Here is a 17,475-nt window from a genome sequence, read left to right on the forward strand (position 1 = left end):
GAGTGCATACCCAGGCTGGGCAAGGGGCGGCGCGGGAGTATAATGCGGCCGCCACAGAGGAGAGCGAGATGAGAGAGTCAGATCACGAATGCCTGCCACCACAGGGGGACGAGTCAGCGCCGCATGGCGACGCAGGCTATTGCTGCATCGGGCTGGTCAACCCCAAGTCACCGGAGAACGTGGGGGCCGTGATGCGGGCCGCCGGCTGCTACGGGGCGGACGAGGTCTACTACACCGGCAACCGCTTCGAGCTGGCGCGCCGCTTCGCCACCGATACCAAGCAGATGGTGGAGAAGATCCCCCTGCTCGGGGTCGACGATCTGATGGAGATGGTGCCGGCCGGCTGCACGCCGGTGCTGGTGGACCTGATCGAGGGGGCCACCTCGCTGCCGGACTATGTGCACCCGGCGCGCGCCTTCTACATCTTCGGCCCGGAGGACGGCACCCTGGATCCCGCCCGCTTCAAGGCGGTGCAGGAGGTGATCTACGTCCCGACGCACGGCTGCATGAACCTGGCGGCCTCGGTCAATGTGATCCTCTACGACCGACTGGCCAAGCAGCTGCGTGCCAAGTAAGCAGCAGATGATCTACGTAGCCATACCTCACGGTTGCATGAACCTGGCGGCCTCGGTCAACGTGATCCTCTATGACCGGCTGGCCAAGCGGCTGCGCGGCAAGCTGACCGAAGAGAGCCTGCACAGGTAGCCAGCCCCCGGCGCAGGGCGCTTTAGTTGCCAGGGGCTAGCCTCTGCTCCTGCTGCTTGATGAAATCGCGGTAATAGTCGTAGAGCTGGTAGCGTCGGTAGATCTCGGCCAGGGTGCCGTGTCGCACCAGATTGACCATGCCTTGATCCCAGAGCTGTTGCAGGCTGCGCCCCTTCTCGGTATCGGCAAAGATGGGATAGGTCGGGACCCAGCGCAGGAAGATGCGCTGCATGTTGGCGGGAATGGAGTCCGCCGAGTAGAGCACCCCGGCGGTCAGGTAATAGCGATAGCGCTCCTTGGCCAGCAGCTGCAGCGCCATGTCGTGGCTGTCGATCTCGTGCCAGCGCATGGAGACCGGTATGTACTTGTCAAAGGCCCAGCCCCGCAGCCATACCACCCCCTGCCCGCTCAGACTGTGCTCCCCTTGCCACTGGGGCCGCCACTTCTTGAGCATCAGCACCGTCAGATCATCGGCCGAGGCGGGATGGCGGGGTTGCAGCACGCCGCTCACCTCATCCCGATAGACCCCCATCGCCATGTCACCCCCTTTCTGGGCGATCACCGCCAGGGCCCGTTTGTAGGGCACGATACGCGGCATGACCTGGTAGCCGTTGGGCTGATAGATGGCCCGCACTATGTCCAGATAGACACCCCTGCCATCCGGCTGGCAGAAGCCCGGCCAGTCATCGCAATAGACATAGAGGGGATCGGCCCGACCTGGCCAGCAAATCAGCAACGTCAATGAAAGCAACAAACGAATCATGTCTTACCGTTTCTCCGCAGGCGATGCCGTTTGCAGCCGCGCCCAAGCCATTCCCCATGATATGAAGATCTGCCGGCAACGCACCTCTTTTTCCCGGTTTTGCGAGCGAGTCGAGGGTTATTGCCCGCTGAATCGGTATTATTGACAATAAGATTCATTAGTAACCCAACATAGGGGAGCCTTCATATGCCATCCATTAAAACCCTGCTCTGTCCGGTCGATTTTTCCCAGATGTCACAAGCCGTGCTCGACTATGCCGTATTCATGGCCCAGAGCCACAAGGCCGAACTCAAACTGGTCCATGTGGTGGATCAACTGCACGGCTTCGACAGCTACAAGATCCTGCACATGACTGCCATCGAGATCACCCATGAGATGGAGCGTCAGGCCAAGAGCCAGATGAAGGAGCTGATCGCCAGCCTGCCGATCCCGGCCACCTTCGAGGTGCGCTTCGGTCGCGCCGCCGACGAGATCGTCGTGCAGGCCAAGGAAGAGAAAGCCGACCTGGTGGTGATGGGCAGCCACGGCCGCTCCGGCATCAGCCATCTGCTGGTAGGCAGCGTGGCCGAGTCCGTGGTGCGCCATGCCCCCTGCCCCGTGCTGGTGGTACGCAAGTAGCCGCAACGCCAGACTCACTGCAAAAGGCCAGCATTCGCTGGCCTTTTATATTTGGGCTCGCGGGCCGGCCTCAGCCGTGAGCGTAGATGACGCTGCCCCCCTTGATGATGTCGATGATGGCCCTGGATTGCTCCTTGGGCAGTGCGGGGCAGCCCCAGCTGCGGCCCAGTTTGTCATATTTGCGCAGATGGCGCGGGCTGGCATAGTCGGCGCCGTGCACCACGATGGCCCGCTTGCGGGCATTGCTGTTCTGGCCAGGGCTGAGGCCATCGAGGCGCAGCGAATAGCCGTGCTTGCCCTGATAGGTCTCGGCAGTGCGATAGACCCCGAGCGAGCTCTTCATGGAGTTGAACTGGTTGGAAAACTGGTTGGCGGCCAGCTCGCCCGAATTGCGGCCATGGCTGACCCAGGTGTGGTAGAGCAGCTTGTGGCGTTTCACGTCGATGACGAACAGCCGGCGCATGGTCGAAGGTTTGCTGTAGTCGATGATGGTGAGGATGGGTTTGCGCTTGTGGCGCACGCTCTGGTAACTGTTGATGGCCTTGCGAAATACCTGTTTGTCGAGCTTGCCGGCCAGCCCCAACTGGCGGTAGAGATCCTGATCCCAGCTGGCGTGGCTGCTGCTGCTGAAGCAGAGTGCCCCCAGCAGCAGCGGCAACCCCAGCCAGAGCGAGCCCCAGCGCTTCATCCAATCTGTTTGCTTCATCCTTGAATCTGCTCCCGTTTTTGTGGCTAGCGCAGCGCTCAAAATATCGCCACACCTCGCTGGATAGTTATATGCAAGCCCCTGATAGCAGGCAAGAAAAAAGCAAAAAAATGCCGACCTGAGTCGGCATCTTCACACAGGGCCACAAAGGCGTCAGGCGCGACTCAGATAGTCCGCCAATCCCACCCACTTGTAGCTGGTGAGTTCGGTCAACCCCATGGGGCCGCGAGCATGCAGCATCTGGGTCGAGACCGCCACCTCGGCCCCCAGACCGAACTGGCCGCCGTCGGTGAAGCGGGTGGAGGCATTGACATAGACCGCCGCCGAACCGGCCCCGTTGACGAAACGCTCGGCATTGGCCAGATCGTTGGTGAGGATGGCATCGGAGTGACCGGCGTTGTGCTCGCGCATGTGGGCCAGCGCCTCGTTCACATCCGCCACCAGCTTGACCCCCAGGGTCAGCGAGAGCCACTCGGTATCGAAGTCTTCCGGGCCGGCGGCACGCAGGCTGTCGGCGCCCGCCAGCAGCGGCATGGCCTCGGGAGTAGCGACCAGGGCCACCTTGCGCTCGTTCATTAAGTCCACCAGCTGCGGCAGCAGGGTCGCGGCGACCTTCTCGTGCACCAGCAGGCTGTCGAGGGCATTGCAGGCGGAGGGGCGCTGCACCTTGGCGTTGTCGATGACCGCCAGGGAGCGCGCCAGATCGGCGCTCTCGTCCACAAAGATGTGGCTGATGCCGAAACCGCCGATGATCACCGGAATGGAGCTGTTCTCCTTGCACATCTTGTGCAGCCCGGCGCCGCCGCGGGGGATGATCATGTCCACGTAGCGGTCGAGGCGCAGCAGCTCGCCCACCAGCGCCCTATCCGGGTTGTCGATGTATTGCACCGCATCGCGCGGCAGGCCGGAGGCCGCCAGCGCGCTCTGGATCACCCGCACCAGCTCCAGGTTGGAGTGGAAGGTCTCGCGCCCGCCACGCAGTATGCTGGCGTTGCCGGTCTTGAGGCAGAGGCTGGCGATATCGATGGTGACGTTGGGACGCGCCTCGTAGATGACGCCAATGACCCCGATGGGCACCCGGCGGCGGGAGAGACGCAGGCCGTTCTCCAGCACCCGGCTGTCGATTTCGGCCCCGACCGGATCGTCCAGAGAGACCACCTTGCGCACGTCCGCCACGATACCGGCCAGCCGGGCCGGGTTGAGCAGCAGCCGATCCAGCATGGCGTCTGACAAACCCGCTGCACGGCCGGCGGCGATGTCTTTCTCGTTGGCGGCCAGGATCTGGTGGCTGCGTGCCTCCAGCTCGTCGGCGATGGCGGCCAGCGCCCGGTTCTTCTGCGCCGTGCTGACGGTGGCCAGCTGATAGGCGGCTTCACGGGCAGCCTGCCCCATTTTCTCCAGACTCATCTCTCTTCCCTTTGGTTCTTGCGGGGCCGCCCGATGGTGGCGTCCCCCCTTATCTTGATGTGCCGCTGCCCTTGCGTGGCAGCGGCTGGCGACTCACAGCAGCACCATGTCGTCGCGGTGGATGGCCACGGCGCCGTAGCCGTAACCCAGCACCTGTTCGATGTTGTCCGAATGGACGCCGCGCAGCTTGTCCAGCTCCAGATGATTGTAACGGCAGATGCCGCGCGCTAGCTCGGCACCCTTGGGGTCGAGAATGCGCACCACGTCGCCACGCACGAAATCGCCCTTCACCGCCACTATGCCCTTGGGCAGCAGGCTGGAGCCCTTCTCCTGCATGGCGGCCACGGCGCCCTGATCCACCTGCACTTCGCCGTGGGGAGGAGGCCCTGCCAGGATCCAGCTCTTGCGCCCTTCCAGCGGCGACGCCAGCGCCGGGAACAGGGTGCCGATGCGCTCGCCCTTGGCGAGACGGCCGACCACTTCCGGCATCTGACCGGTGGCGATCACCACGTTGACGCCGGCGCGGCGTGCCACGTCGGCGGCCTGCAGCTTGGTGGCCATGCCGCCGGTACCGAGCCCGCTGACACTGTCACCCGCCAGCTTGCGCAGGGTGTCGTCGATGGTCTGCACCTCTTCGATGAGCTGGGCATCCGGGTTGGTACGGGGATCGGCGGTAAACAGCCCCTTCTGGTCGGTGAGCAGGATCAGTAGATCCGCATCGGCCAGGATGGCGGCGCGGGCGGAGAGGTTGTCGTTGTCCCCCACCTTGATCTCGGCGGTCGCCACCGCGTCGTTCTCGTTGATGACCGGGATGATGCGGTGATCGAGCAGGGTGCGCAGGGTATCGCGGGCATTGAGGTAACGCTCGCGATCTTCAAGATCGGCGCGGGTCAGCAGCATCTGACCGATGTGCAGCCCATAGAGGTTGAACAGATCCTGCCATACCCGGATCAGCTGGGTCTGGCCGACGGCCGCCAGCATCTGCTTGTTGGGCAGGGTTGGCGCCAATGGGGGGTGGCCCAGATGCTCACGGCCGGCCGCGATGGCCCCCGAGGTGACCACCACGACCCTGTGGCCGTGACGGTGCAAGGCTGCACACTGTCTGACCAGCTCGACCATGTGGGCACGATTGAGCTGGGAAGATCCCCCGGTGAGCACGCTGGTGCCCAGTTTGACGACTATGGTTCTGTTTTCCATGGGAGCAAAAAGGCTGAAATATAAGGAATCCCTTTATACCCACGGCCCTGTTGCCCTGCAAGGCAATTAACACCAAGGCAGCGGCGGGTGCAGGCAAAGCGGAGCAAGCAGCAAAGAAACACCCCGCCAGCCGATGGGTGGCTGGCGGGGCGGCGGGTCATCAGGCGGCGGTGACGGTCAGCTCGTTGGTGACCTGCTCGGCGGGAGCGAGCTGGCAACCAAGCTGGTGCAGCTTGTCACTGATGAGCTTGTAGAAGTGGTTGAGGGTACGTTCGACTTCAGCCTGATGCTTCTTGGGCAGCGGCTTGTTGAGCCACTCCCCTTCGGCGTTGTAGAAGCCGACCTGATAGTGATAGCTGAAGCTGTGATCCTGCTGCTCCAGCACCAGCCACCAGCCCCAGAATTCCCGTTTGTCCGGCGCCGGCTTGGCGCTGACACAGACGGAAAGGCAGTCGAAACGGTAACGCCCCTCTTCACACAGGTCCTCACGTAAATAGGGGCCAATCGCGGCAAACTGCCTCAGCAGTCGCTTGTAGGTCACTCTTTCTGACATGTTAACCTCCCTGTTGAACAAGCCACATCACCCTGGGATGACGTTATATTTTAGCGCTATATCATGTACATAGGTGCTTCTTGAGCCAGTCGACCATCTCTTTCAACGCCTCGTCGTATACCTCCAGCAAGGGTTGCTTGTCGAACACCACCGCCTTGCCGTTACGGCTGGCGGACGCCAATGCCCGGACATCCTGCTCGGGACAAATAAAATCTTTCTTGTGTCCAATACTCAATATCGGCACGGAAGTGCGAGTCCCCAGCAATCCTTGCGTCTTGAGTGAAAATACCTGGCACTTGGTACGCAGCGACTCCCACTGGGCCGCATCAGCCCCCAGCCGGTTGGCCAGCCCGTCGCGCATCATGCGCGGGCAACGGGCAAACATCTCCTGGTTGGTAAACACCTGGTTGACGCCAGCGCCGATGCAGACCACGGTCCTGAGCTTGAACGGCTCGATGAAGGCGAGCCGTGCCGCCACATTGCCCGCCAGGCGAAAGCCCACCATGGCGATGCGCTGGTGATCGACCCAGGCCACTTCGGACAGATGATTCAATACCGCCTGATGCAGCCGGCTGGTGTCCTGCACCAGCGGCCAATGCTCGGCATAGCCGATGCCCGGCATATCGAGCGACAACATGCCGATGCCGTTGGGCTCCAGGCACTTGAGATAGAAATTGAGGAAGTCGACCTGCAGCGAGTCGATACCGCCGCTGACGATGACCAGGGGCACCGGCTTGTCGGTGGTCGGCAGGTGCAGGTAGCCCTGAATGTGCTTGCCGCGAAACGGCACCTGCAGCTCCTTGAGCGGCACCTTGAACAGGCGTCCCGCCTCACGGTAGGCCATGTTGCCGAGCAGCTGGGCCTGATCCGCCAGCTCGTCATTCTTCAGATGGGGATAGCTGGCGATGGAGTAGTAGCGCACCGCCTTGAGCAGGCTCTTCAGGGCCGCGGCCCGCTCGCCCTGTGCCACCAGCTCGCGACCCCGGTTGAAGTAGCGGCCGGCCAGCTGGCTCCACTCATAGACCCAGTTGCCGGGCACATAACCCTTGATGGTATCCAGGAAGCGCTCGTGGGTACGCTCGCCCTCTCCCATGGCGATGCAGGCCAGGGTCTGCTCCACCTCGACCGGGTCTGCCCCCTGCCAGGCCCAGGTCGGCCGGCGCAGCAGACGATACCAGCGCGATGACATGGAACCGTCGATGAAGGTCTCGTCGACATTGTCATCCTGCTCCGCGACCGGGCTGGAATTGGAGACTTCAGAGGTCTCCAGCACCTTTTTTACCCGGGTAAAGAGCTTCTCGGTCAGGTTAAGGTCGTCGTTCAAGTCCAAAGCTATTACTCATACTGTCATGCAATGGCTCCATCTTAACCACTTTTCCCGCCCGGCAGCCAGTTGCACCACAAAAAAACAGGGCTCCATATAGGAGCCCTGTGAAGCTGATTCGCTGCTTACTCTTCGTCGCAGATCGGCGTGGCAAACTCCAGCGCCATATCCCACGGCTGTTCGATCCAGGTGTCCTGCGGGATGGCGACTTCGAAGTCATCCAGCAGTTGCTCGCCCATCGGCTTGGCGAAGATCGCGATGAACTTGGCCTTGGGGTAAAGCTCGCGGATCGCCTTGGCGGTGGTGCCTGTGTCCACCAGATCTTCCACCACCAGCCAGCCTTCGCCGTCACCCGCGGTGGTGGCGGCCTTCACCACCACCAGATCACGCTGGTTGTTGTGGTCATAGCTGGAGATGCAGAGGGTTTCGACGTTGCGGATGCCAAGTTCACGCGCCATCAGTGCAGCCGGTACCAGGCCGCCGCGGCTGACCGCGATGATCCCTTTCCACTGGCTGACGGGCAGTTGACGACGGGCCAGACGGCGCGCTTCACGTTGCAGGTTGTCCCACGATACGTAGAATTTTTTTGGCATGCTATCGATCTCAACGAGTTATAAAAACAATCACTTACGACTTAAAAATCCGTGCTGATGCACGTAATTTCGTTAATGCTGACGGCCCTTTTTCCCAAATTTGGCTTGCACCACGACCGCCTCGGGAGAAGACCCTCGGCAGCGAAAACAGATGCAATGGAAGCAGGATGGGCAGAGCTGGCGGTCATGTCACAGAGGGGGCAGGACCGCAGACAGGCTGTTGGGCGGGCATGATACCATCGTTTGCGGATAAATTGACTGGCAAACGTATGCGAAATGCAGGAAAAAAATCGAAGCAAGTCCGGCTGACTCCCTCTTTTCCCTCTCCCAGGCGGAGTTCGCCGAGCAGCAGATAAAAAAATAGCAGGGGGAGGATGGATTCCTCACTCGCCTGCTGTTTTCGATCTGCCTGTCAGCCTAGCCGGCAACCTGCCTTAACGGCGGCTGGCGTAAGGGTTCGGATAGTTGAAACCCTGGGTATAAAGAGACTGGGCGAACCAATAGGTTGAATTGCTGCCTGACATCATAAACTCCTGATTGCTTAACAAGTTACGTACCTTAATGCGGGTTCAGATCCTTGAACGGACACTCGGTTCCATGGAGGCGCACTTGCTTTGCTTCGGTTCCCTGGAGGCATTCATCGTCATCCTGACGGGTGGCGAACCACGGTCGTTAATTTACCAGCCGGCGCCATAAACTCAATATTTTTGTGATGCGAGTCACAAATTTTCTTTTGTGCTGGTTCGTTTCGTCCATACCGAAGCTGTACGCTGCCATTCCCCCGCTTGCCAGCACAAGCCGCCCGCAATTTGCGCTGATCGCTCACATTTTTGTGTGATTGACTGTATTATCGTTATCCTCTTGCTCGCCCCGCTACCGGGGCCCTGTCATCTTCCGTGCTGGTAAGGAGTCCCGACGTGGCACAGCTTAGTTCTCTCTCTCCCAAACTGATTTGGCATTTCTTCGAACAGATCTGCTCCATCCCCCACCCTTCCAAGCACGAAGCCCAGCTGAGCGCCTGGATCGTCCAATGGGCACAAGGGGAAGGTCTGGCGGTCAAGCAAGATGCCGTCGGCAACATCATCATCAAGAAACCGGCCACGCCGGGGATGGAAAACCGCAAGGCCGTGGTGCTGCAGGCGCACATCGACATGGTGCCGCAGGCCAACGCCGACACCCAGCACGACTTCACCAAGGATCCCATCGATGCCTACATCGACGGTGAATGGGTCACTGCCCGCGGCACCACCCTGGGTGCCGACAACGGCATGGGCATGGCCGGCTGCCTGGCCGTGCTGGCCGACAAGACCATCAAGCACGGTCCGCTGGAAGTGCTGCTGACCACCGACGAAGAGACCGGCATGACCGGCGCCTTCGGTCTGGAAGCGGGCTGGCTGGAGGGCGAGATCCTGCTCAACACCGACTCCGAAGAGGATGGCGAGGTCTACATGGGCTGCGCCGGCGGGGTGGATGCCAATATCCGCTTCCCGCTGGAGCTGGTCGCCGCCACCGAGGGTGAAGGTTTCGAGCTGCAGGTCAAGGGCCTGCGCGGCGGTCACTCCGGGGTCGACATCCATCGCGGCCGCGGCAACGCCAACAAGCTGCTGGTGCGTCTGCTCAAGGCCGCCGAGCCGCTGGGTGTGCGTCTGGCCGAGATCCATGGCGGCACCCTGCGCAACGCCATCCCGCGCGAGGCCCGGGCCAAGCTGCTGGTACCCGCCGCCAGCGTCAACGAATTCAAGGCCCTGGTTGACCGTTATACCGGCATCTACCAGAGCGAGCTCGCCGCCACCGAAGCCAACCTGACCGTGCTGCTCACCACTCAGGATAAACCGGCCCAGCTGATGAGCGAGTCCCTGCAGGCCCGCCTGCTGGACTCCCTGATGGCCTGCCCGAACGGCGTCATCCGCATGAGCGATGCCATCCCGGGCGTGACCGAGACCTCCACCAACCTGGGTGTCATCAAGACCCAGGATGGCGAAGTGTACGTACAGTGCCTGATCCGCTCCCTCATCGACTCCGGTCGCGAGAGCGTCGAACAGATGACCCGCTCCCTGTTCAATCTGGCTGGCGCCAGCTGCGAGTTTACCGGCGCCTACCCGGGCTGGGCACCGAACGTGGACTCTCCGGTAATGGCCTTGGTACGGAGCAGCTACCAGACCCTGTTCGGCGAGATGCCGAACGTCATGGTGATCCACGCCGGCCTCGAGTGCGGTCTGTTCAAGAGCGCCTACCCGGAGTGGGACATGGTCTCCTTCGGCCCGACCATCCGCGGCGCCCACGCCCCGGGTGAGAAGGTGCACATTCCGGCGGTCGAGCGGTTCTGGCAACTGCTGGTTCACGTGCTGGAACAGATCCCGGCCAAATAAGCCCGCAGGTCAAGGCCGACCGGCCACACCACATACCCCGCCAGGTGCGGGGTATTTTTTTGCCTGCTCCCACCCTTGGCATGTTTCCCCTCGAAACTGCCGGACTGCTCTGCCTCCCCCCATCCGCCGCTCACCCAGACCAGCCAGACCATCAGGTGTCAATCTGAGAGCCTGCTGAAACCGTCTCCATAAGCAACCTTGGATTTGAAAACCCTTTCTATGATTTATGTAAATTTACAACACAAAAAGTTGATCCAGCTCACAGAAGACCATAGGATCAAAGCGTGACCTAGGTCACAGATAACAAATCAACGACAGAGCAATGAGGTGAATATATGTTTGAGAATCTGGCAGTTCTGTTCCACCTGAAGGGTGTAACCAGCAAGAAAGGCGTCGTAGAGAAAGATACCTATGCGCCGGCAACCCGCAACTACTACTTCCGCTATGGCGCCTGATGTCGCCAGCGGGCAATTTCGTGAAAGCGTGATCGAACAATTAAGTAGTAAAATTACAAGAAACAACAATCCACACAGCAGCCATCCCCTTGCGGGGGAGCTGTCCTGCCCTGGCCAGATGTTCCACGGCCAAACCTGAACTCCAACCATGAAGATGGGGCCCGCAGGCCCCATTTTTTATTCGCTGTTTCCCGTGCCATCTTGCTGCGATGCGGGCACCGGCATCATACCGCCTTTCCCAGAGGGATCGCCTCGGCCAGCGGTAACGGCGTGTGACAGGCCACCTGATGATCGGCCCCGTCGCACGGCTGCAGGCTCGGCGCCTTGGTGCGACACAGTTCGCCGGCGTAAGGGCAGCGCTGATGAAAGTGGCAGCCGCTCGGCGGCGAGATGGGAGATGGCACATCCCCCGTCAGCAGGATGCGCTGACTGCGCCGACGCGGGTCCGGCACCGGAATGGCCGAAATCAGCGCCTGGGTATAGGGGTGGCGGGGGGCCAGGTAGAGCGACTGGGCCTCGGCCAGCTCGACGATCCTGCCCAGATACATGACCGCAATCCGATCCGAGATGTGCTTGACCACCGACAGGTCGTGGGCGATGAAGATGATGGCGAGGTTCATCTCCCGCTGCAGGGTGAGCAGCAGGTTGACGATCTGGGACTGCACCGACACATCCAGCGCCGACACCGCCTCGTCACAGACCAGCAGCTTGGGCTTGAGGGCGATGGCCCGGGCGATGCCGATGCGCTGGCGCTGGCCGCCCGAAAACTCATGGGGATAGCGATCCACCGCGCTGCCGGGCAGCCCCACCTTCTCCAGCAACTCCTGCACCCAGACCCGCCGCTGTTCGGCGTTGCCCTTGCCGTGGATGACGAAGGGCTCCTCCAGGATCTGCCCCACCGTGTGGCGGCTGTTGAGGGATTCCGCAGGATCCTGAAACACGATCTGCATCTCCTGGCGCAAAGATCGCATCTCTTTGGGCGAGAGGTGGGTGATGTCGCGCCCCTCGAAGGTGATGGTGCCGGCGGTCGGCTCGAACAGCTTGAGCAGGGTGCGCCCCAGGGTCGACTTGCCGCAGCCGGACTCGCCCACCAGCCCCAGCGTCTCTCCCTGCTTGAGATCGAAGCTGATGCCGTCCACCGCGTAGACATGATACTTCTTGCGCAACAAGCCGCCGCCCAGCTGGAAGTGCTGCTTCACGTCGCGCACCGATAAAAGCGTCTTCATACGGCTAGCTCCCTCCAGTGGTGGCAGGCCACCCCATGCCGCTCGGCGAGCTGCTCGGTAGCCGGAATGGCGCTCACGCAGATCTCGGTGGCATGGGGACAACGGTTGGAGAAACGGCATCCGGCCGGCATCTCGTGCAGGGCGGGCACCTGCCCCTTGATGGTCTTGAGCAGGCTCTTGGGCTCATCTTCGAGCCGCGGGATCGAGCTCATCAGACCATGAGTATAGGGATGGCGCGGGTGGTCAAACAGCTCGAACACGTCGGCCTGCTCCACCGCCCGGCCGGCATACATCACCACCACCTCGTCGCACAGCTCCGCCACCACCCCGAGATCATGGGTGATGAAGATGATGGCCATGCCGGTCTGGGCCTGCAGCTCCTTCATCAACTCCAGGATCTGGGCCTGAATGGTCACATCGAGCGCCGTGGTCGGCTCGTCGCAGATGAGCAGCGCCGGCTCGCAGGCGAGCGCCATGGCGATCATCACCCGCTGGCGCATGCCGCCGGAGAGGTTGTGGGGATAGACGGCAAAGCGCTGGGCGGGTTCGGGGATCCCCACCTTCTGCAGCATGGCGATGGCCGCCTCCCTGCGCTGGGCCTTGCTGTAGTCGGGACGGTGGAGGCGAAACACCTCCATCAGCTGATCGCCGACCGTCTGCACCGGGTTGAGCGCCGTCATCGGCTCCTGAAAGATCATCGAGATGCGGTTGCCGCGCACCTTGTACATCTGATCCGGCGCAAGCGACAGCAGCTCCTCCCCCTGAAAGCGGATGGAGCCCGCCACCACCTGACCATGGGGCTTGGGCAACAGCCCCATGATGGCGAGCGAGGTGACGCTCTTGCCACAGCCGGACTCACCGACCACCCCCAGTGTCTGACCCGGGGCCACCTTGAAGCTGACCCCGTCGAGCACCTTGATCTTGCCGTCGTCGACGGCAAATTCCACCGCCAGATCGCGCACCTCCAGAATCGGGGCCTTGCTCTGGTCATCATCAACGCTGAGCTGCCCCCCATGATCCCGGGCGCCGGGGTGGGGAGCCTGTGTGTTGGACATGACTGCTGCTCCCTTCTGCGCCATATCAATGACGTGCATAAGTCTTGTCGAGCAGGTTGATGGGCGTCAGCGCCTCCCCTGCCTCCTTGGCTTTCAGGGTCTCTTCCTTCACCTTGGGATCGAGCCAGAGCAGGCCGCCGCTGCTGTGAGGGTAGCCATCCATGGGCCAGTAGAGCAGATCCGGCGTGTTCTTGGTGGCGGGCACCTCGGGCAGCATCACGTAGCGCCAGCTGCTGGCCCGCACGTAGTTGAGCTGCACCCCGGGCACGAAGATGGCGAGATCATAGATGCGCTGCTGGATCTGGCGAGAGAGCTCGGCCCGCTTGGCCATGTCGAACTCGACGTTGTAGGCGTCGATCAGCCCATCGAGCTCTTTGTCAGCCACGTTGAACAAATTGTTGGTTTGCGGCTTGTTGGCGTTGGCGGAGTGGAACGACTCCCAATACTGCGGGTAGAGACCGCCGCCGGCCCAACCCATCCAGGCCGCCTCGTGTTTCTTCTCCAGCATCGCCTTGAAGCCGGTGGCGCCATCCACCAGGTTGAGCTCCAGATCCAGCCCCGCCTTTTTGGCCTCTTCTTTGAGCACGGTCAAACGCTTGGAGTGCTCCTGACTGGTGTAGGTGAGCGCCAGGGTCAGCCGCTCCCCCTTGTCGTTTTGCAGGATGCCGTCCGGCCCCGGCTTGGTATAGCCGCCCTTGGCAAAGTAGTCGCGCGCCTTGGCGATGTCGTAGGCCCGCTCCGGCAGCTGCATGTCGGTGAACTCGCCAAAACCCGAGCCGAAGGTAGTGGCTCTGTCGTAGTCGCCACGCAGCACGGTCTTGATCATCTTGTCGATGTTGAAGGCGTGCTGGATGCCGAGCCGCACGTTGAGGTCAGCCAGCTTGGGATTGGCCACATTGAGGTGAACCCCCTGCCCGCCCTGCTTGGTGTCGGTCATGGCCATCACCTTCTGCACGTATCCCTGCTTGTACTCGGGGGTGACCGCTTTTTCATGCCACCAGTTGGGCAGGATCATCTCGAAGGTATCGAGCTCCCCTTTCAGGAAGTGACGAAAGGCGATGTTGTGATCGCGGATCACCTGCACCTTGATGGTGTCGAGGTTGAACCTGTGCTGGTTGTAGCGATCGTCCTTTGCCCACCACTCCTTCTGCTTGCTGAAGGTGATGGACTTGCCCTTCTTCACGTCGCTCATCACGTAGGGGCCGGTGTTGGGCACCACGGCCCAGTTGTACTGCTTCACCCAGTTGGGGGTGAGCTTGTAGTAGTGCTTGGGCTGGGGCCACAACTCGGTGGTGTTGAGCAGGTCCAGCTTGGCCTTGCGGGTACCCGCCTTGACCAGGATGGTATGGTCGTCAACCTTCTCCACCGCCACCACTTCGGTGGTGTAGTAGTTGTTGAACCAGGGCCCCTTGATGTCTTTGGAGCGCATCATCTCGTAGCCGAAGGTGTAGTCATCGGCGACCACCGGCTTGCCGTCCGACCACTTGGCACGCGGATCCAGCTTGAAGTAGACGGTCTGGTTGTCCGGCGCGATGGCCCAGTGGGTCGCGAGCGACGGAATGGGGTTGCCGGTATTGGGGTGGAAGCTGATTAGCCTCAGCTGGTTGTCCATGATGAAGGAGCGGAACGCGCCGTTGGAGTCGGGCCCCACGGTGCGAAACGTCAGTGGGAAACTGTCCACGAACATGGTGATGCTGCCACCGGGCAGCGCCTTGGGCGAGGCGAACACGGGGTCGGTGTCGTTGGTCTCCCATTTGAGATCCGCAGGCAGGCTGGCCGCCCATACCCAGGATCCGTTCACCAGCACAAAGAGAGCACCTATCCATTTGATTTTATTTTTCATGTTTGACTTCCAGGTCATACCCCTGCACTGGGGGCTTGTCGATTCAAGGGTGAGCAACCCGGGGCCATAAGCCCGCCCCAGGTCACTGATAACGGGTAAATTTGCGCGGATCGAACGCCTCGCGGATCGCCTCGCCGATGAAGGAGACCATGATCAGCACCAGGCTCACCGCCGCCACCACAGAGCTCACGATCCAGATGGCATCCAGGTTGTTGATGCCCTGGGAGAGCAGCTCCCCCCAGCTCGGGGTGGGCGGAGCCAGGCCGAAGCCCAGATAGTCCAGCGCCGTCAGGGTGGAGATGTTGCCCACCACGGCAAACGGCGCCAGGGTGACGATCATCATCAGGGTGTTGGGCAGAATGTGATGGAAGATGATCCGCCCGGTGCCGGCCCCCTGGGCACGCGCCGCCATCACGTAGTCCCGCGCCCGCTCCTTGTAGGTGAGGGTGCGCATGTACCAGGTGATGCCCATCCAGCCGAACAGCACGTTGATGGCCACGAACAGGCCGAAGTTGGGCTTGGCCAGCGACACCAGGATCATGATGACGTAGAGAAACGGCACCTGGGACCAGATCTCGATAAAACGCTGCAGCACCAGATCAAACCGCCCGCCGAGGAAGCCCATCATGCAGCCGATGGTGACCCCGATGGCATAGCTGGCCACCAGCGCGATGAAGGCAAAGCCGATGGCGATGCGAAAGCCGTAGACCAGCCGCGCCAGTACGTCGCGACCGCTGGTGTCGGTGCCTAGCAGGTGGCGCTCGGCCAGGCTCGGCGCATAGGGTGGGTAGGCGTCCTGCTTGAAATCCTGCTCATAGGGATTCCAGGGCACCGGCGGCAACACCACCCAATCCCCCTTGCCATCGGCGGCGAATTTGTCTTTTAGCTGGCGATAGTTGGTCTCGTACTCATAATCGAGCCCGAACTGCTGACCCGGGATCACGTCGCCATAGGTGGGAAAATAGAGCTCCCCCTGATAGCTCACCATCAGTGCCCGGCTGTTGACCAAGAGCTCCGCCAGCAGGGAGAGCAGCACCAGGGTGGTGAAGATGATGAAGGAGTAGTAACCGCGCTTGATCGATTTGAAACGCTTGAGTTTTTTTAAGGTGACAGGGTTCATGTTCACTCTCCGAACCGCACGCGGGGGACAACAAAAGGTGCAACGCAGATATCGGAGACGATATGGCGTGATATCAGCATCGGCATGACAAGAGAGATTGGATTCATGCTCACTCTCCAAACCGCACGCGGGGATCGACCAGGGCAACGCAGATGTCGGAGACGATATTGCCCACCAGCATCAGCATGGAGGTGATGGCCAGAATGCCCATCACGGTGGGGTAATCCCGCTCGACGATGGCCTCGTAACCGAGCAGACCGATGCCGTCGATGTTGAAGATGGTCTCGATGAGAAAGGAGCCGCCGAAGAAGACGGTGAGCACCGACCCCAAGTGGCTGGCGATGGGGATCAGGCTGTTGCGCATCGCATGATCGGTCACCGCCTTGCGAAACGGCAGCCCCTTGGCCACGGCGGTGCGCACGTAATCCGCCGACAGGTTCTCCATCAGGCTGTTCTTCATGGTCATGGTGAGGATGGCGAAATCACCGATGGCGTAGGCGATGAGCGGCAGCAAGGCATGGGCGAAGACGGTGCGGATCTGATCCCAGCTGCTCTCCATGCCGTCGAACTCGTCCCCCGGGAAGCCCCCCATCGGCAGCCACTCCAGATGGAACGCGAACACGGTGATGAGGAAGATCCCCACCACGTAGGCGGGCAGCGCATAGGCCATGTAGATCAGCATGGAGCTGAGCGAATCGAAGCGGCTGTTGTGCCTGAGCGCCTTGGCCACCCCGAGCGGAATGGAAACGGCATAACTGAGCAGAAAGGTTGCCAGCCCGAAGAAGGCGGTCACCGGCAACCTGTCCTTGATGAGGCCCCACACCGGCTCGTAATAGCGGGTCGATTCGCCAAGATCCAGCACCGCCAGCTTCTGCAGCCACTCCCAATAGGCGACCAGCATGGGCTTGTCGAGCCCGTAAAAGGCCTTGAGCTCCTCGATCTGCTCGTCGGAGAGCGCCTGTGCCCCCTTGCTGCCGCTGGAGCGGCCCGATTCGTTCTGAGAAACCTGAGCTTGCAGCAGCATGCGTTCGACCGGGCCGCCCGGCACGAAGCGGGTGATGGTGAAGACGAGCAGGGTGATACCGAGAAACGTCGGGATGATCAAAAGCATCCGACGTAAGAAATACGACAGCATGGTGGAACCTCGTCCTTGTTGTTCTTTTATGGCCAGTCACATCCGGTGACGGGCCTGTCCTTCCTGGCATTACTCACTGGATAGCCGGTTATTGACAGACTATCCGCTCGGTCACTGTAAAAGCTCTGCAACAAAAATCAAGTAGAACGAAGGGCATGACATGCCCCTTTGGCAAACCGTGGAATTTACTGTGAGTTTTTTATGAAAAAGCCAACTTCAAGATAAAAAACTGCGACATGAACAATTTAAATAACGTTTAAATTTTCAATCAAACCTACAAAAACAGCATCACGAAAACATCTTTTTTATATAAAACAACAAGATATGATAAATCAGAATTAAATCACCCTTCTCTATATGGGCAAGCTGAAATCCGGCTCGACAATGCAATCTGAACCTCAGCCGA

Annotated in this window: 15 protein-coding genes and 1 pseudogene; 4 read left to right on the top strand and 12 right to left on the bottom strand. The window is 60.9% G+C overall.

Going from position 1 to position 17,475, the window contains the following annotated elements; all coding sequences use genetic code 11:
* Positions 1–68: 68 nt before the first annotated feature.
* Positions 69–575: an RNA methyltransferase gene (locus E5E97_RS22820; protein ID WP_024943580.1), complete on the top strand. Its 507-nt coding sequence runs from the start codon at positions 69–71 to the stop codon at positions 573–575.
* A 7-nt stretch (positions 576–582) separates the two neighbouring features.
* Positions 583–705, top strand: coding sequence for an RNA methyltransferase (locus tag E5E97_RS22825; protein ID WP_171281164.1), 123 nt, complete (start codon positions 583–585; stop codon positions 703–705).
* A 22-nt stretch (positions 706–727) separates the two neighbouring features.
* Here the strand turns inward: E5E97_RS22825 and E5E97_RS22830 are convergent, their stop codons facing one another.
* The gene (locus E5E97_RS22830) at positions 728–1,468 is read right to left on the bottom strand and encodes a hypothetical protein (RefSeq protein ID WP_077095674.1); all 741 of its coding nucleotides are present in this window, start codon (positions 1,466–1,468) and stop codon (positions 728–730) included.
* 186 nt (positions 1,469–1,654) lie between these two features.
* On the opposite strand from E5E97_RS22830, the gene E5E97_RS22835 reads away from it, so the two are divergent.
* Positions 1,655–2,086 (top strand): universal stress protein, encoded by a 432-nt coding sequence (locus tag E5E97_RS22835; RefSeq protein WP_011707183.1) that lies wholly within the window; start codon positions 1,655–1,657, stop codon positions 2,084–2,086.
* Positions 2,087–2,156: 70 nt separating this feature from the next.
* Here E5E97_RS22835 and E5E97_RS22840 read toward each other — a convergent pair whose 3' ends face one another.
* From E5E97_RS22840 to gpt, 6 genes and pseudogenes are all read right to left on the bottom strand, one after another.
* Positions 2,157–2,792, bottom strand: coding sequence for a murein L,D-transpeptidase catalytic domain family protein (locus tag E5E97_RS22840; RefSeq protein ID WP_171281165.1), 636 nt, complete (start codon positions 2,790–2,792; stop codon positions 2,157–2,159).
* Positions 2,793–2,945: 153 nt separating this feature from the next.
* Positions 2,946–4,202, bottom strand: a pseudogene (locus tag E5E97_RS22845) (glutamate-5-semialdehyde dehydrogenase); the annotation flags it as partial.
* A 90-nt stretch (positions 4,203–4,292) separates the two neighbouring features.
* Positions 4,293–5,396, bottom strand: a complete 1,104-nt coding sequence (gene proB, locus E5E97_RS22850) for a glutamate 5-kinase (RefSeq protein WP_011707186.1) — start codon at positions 5,394–5,396, stop codon at positions 4,293–4,295.
* A gap of 160 nt (positions 5,397–5,556) precedes the next feature.
* Positions 5,557–5,949 carry a sigma factor-binding protein Crl gene (gene crl / locus E5E97_RS22855; protein WP_011707187.1) on the bottom strand — a complete coding sequence of 131 codons (393 nt, stop codon included), beginning with the start codon at positions 5,947–5,949 and terminating at the stop codon, positions 5,557–5,559.
* Positions 5,950–6,010: 61 nt separating this feature from the next.
* Positions 6,011–7,279 (bottom strand): esterase FrsA, encoded by a 1,269-nt coding sequence (gene frsA, locus E5E97_RS22860; protein ID WP_011707188.1) that lies wholly within the window; start codon positions 7,277–7,279, stop codon positions 6,011–6,013.
* A gap of 119 nt (positions 7,280–7,398) precedes the next feature.
* On the bottom strand, positions 7,399–7,866 hold the full coding sequence (gpt, locus tag E5E97_RS22865) for a xanthine phosphoribosyltransferase (RefSeq protein ID WP_011707189.1): 468 nt from the start codon (positions 7,864–7,866) through the stop codon (positions 7,399–7,401).
* Between the two features lie 917 nt (positions 7,867–8,783).
* On the opposite strand from gpt, the gene E5E97_RS22870 reads away from it, so the two are divergent.
* Positions 8,784–10,235 carry an aminoacyl-histidine dipeptidase gene (locus E5E97_RS22870; protein WP_044800673.1) on the top strand — a complete coding sequence of 484 codons (1,452 nt, stop codon included), beginning with the start codon at positions 8,784–8,786 and terminating at the stop codon, positions 10,233–10,235.
* A 679-nt stretch (positions 10,236–10,914) separates the two neighbouring features.
* Here the strand turns inward: E5E97_RS22870 and E5E97_RS22875 are convergent.
* From E5E97_RS22875 to E5E97_RS22895, 5 genes are all read right to left on the bottom strand, one after another.
* On the bottom strand, positions 10,915–11,916 hold the full coding sequence (locus tag E5E97_RS22875) for an ABC transporter ATP-binding protein (RefSeq protein WP_130631767.1): 1,002 nt from the start codon (positions 11,914–11,916) through the stop codon (positions 10,915–10,917).
* On the bottom strand, positions 11,913–12,971 hold the full coding sequence (locus tag E5E97_RS22880) for an ABC transporter ATP-binding protein (protein WP_171281167.1): 1,059 nt from the start codon (positions 12,969–12,971) through the stop codon (positions 11,913–11,915). Before E5E97_RS22880 ends, E5E97_RS22875 begins: the two co-directional genes overlap by 4 nt.
* A 25-nt stretch (positions 12,972–12,996) precedes the next feature.
* Positions 12,997–14,814, bottom strand: coding sequence for an extracellular solute-binding protein (locus E5E97_RS22885; protein ID WP_171281168.1), 1,818 nt, complete (start codon positions 14,812–14,814; stop codon positions 12,997–12,999).
* A gap of 82 nt (positions 14,815–14,896) precedes the next feature.
* Entirely contained in the window at positions 14,897–15,940 is a 1,044-nt protein-coding gene (locus E5E97_RS22890) for an ABC transporter permease (RefSeq protein ID WP_026080473.1), read from the bottom strand.
* A 103-nt stretch (positions 15,941–16,043) separates the two neighbouring features.
* A complete protein-coding gene (locus E5E97_RS22895; RefSeq protein ID WP_011707197.1) occupies positions 16,044–17,069 on the bottom strand; it encodes an ABC transporter permease subunit in 1,026 nt (341 codons plus the stop codon).
* Positions 17,070–17,475: the final 406 nt, after the last annotated feature.

This window comes from Aeromonas sp. 2692-1 (genome assembly GCF_013085505.1).
In the GTDB taxonomy this organism is placed as follows: domain Bacteria; phylum Pseudomonadota; class Gammaproteobacteria; order Enterobacterales; family Aeromonadaceae; genus Aeromonas; species Aeromonas hydrophila.

Bases quoted from the DNA above. Each gene is read 5' to 3' on its own strand.
- E5E97_RS22820 (WP_024943580.1), top strand. From the start codon at position 69: ATGAGAGAGTCAGATCACGAATGCCTGCCACCACAGGGGGACGAGTCA.
- E5E97_RS22880 (WP_171281167.1), bottom strand. From the start codon at position 12,971: ATGTCCAACACACAGGCTCCCCACCCCGGCGCCCGGGATCATGGGGGG.
- E5E97_RS22835 (WP_011707183.1), top strand. From the start codon at position 1,655: ATGCCATCCATTAAAACCCTGCTCTGTCCGGTCGATTTTTCCCAGATG.
- gpt (WP_011707189.1), bottom strand. From the start codon at position 7,866: ATGCCAAAAAAATTCTACGTATCGTGGGACAACCTGCAACGTGAAGCG.
- E5E97_RS22885 (WP_171281168.1), bottom strand. From the start codon at position 14,814: ATGAAAAATAAAATCAAATGGATAGGTGCTCTCTTTGTGCTGGTGAAC.
- E5E97_RS22830 (WP_077095674.1), bottom strand. From the start codon at position 1,468: ATGATTCGTTTGTTGCTTTCATTGACGTTGCTGATTTGCTGGCCAGGT.
- E5E97_RS22895 (WP_011707197.1), bottom strand. From the start codon at position 17,069: ATGCTGTCGTATTTCTTACGTCGGATGCTTTTGATCATCCCGACGTTT.
- E5E97_RS22840 (WP_171281165.1), bottom strand. From the start codon at position 2,792: ATGAAGCAAACAGATTGGATGAAGCGCTGGGGCTCGCTCTGGCTGGGG.
- crl (WP_011707187.1), bottom strand. From the start codon at position 5,949: ATGTCAGAAAGAGTGACCTACAAGCGACTGCTGAGGCAGTTTGCCGCG.
- E5E97_RS22825 (WP_171281164.1), top strand. From the start codon at position 583: ATGATCTACGTAGCCATACCTCACGGTTGCATGAACCTGGCGGCCTCG.
- proB (WP_011707186.1), bottom strand. From the start codon at position 5,396: ATGGAAAACAGAACCATAGTCGTCAAACTGGGCACCAGCGTGCTCACC.
- E5E97_RS22875 (WP_130631767.1), bottom strand. From the start codon at position 11,916: ATGAAGACGCTTTTATCGGTGCGCGACGTGAAGCAGCACTTCCAGCTG.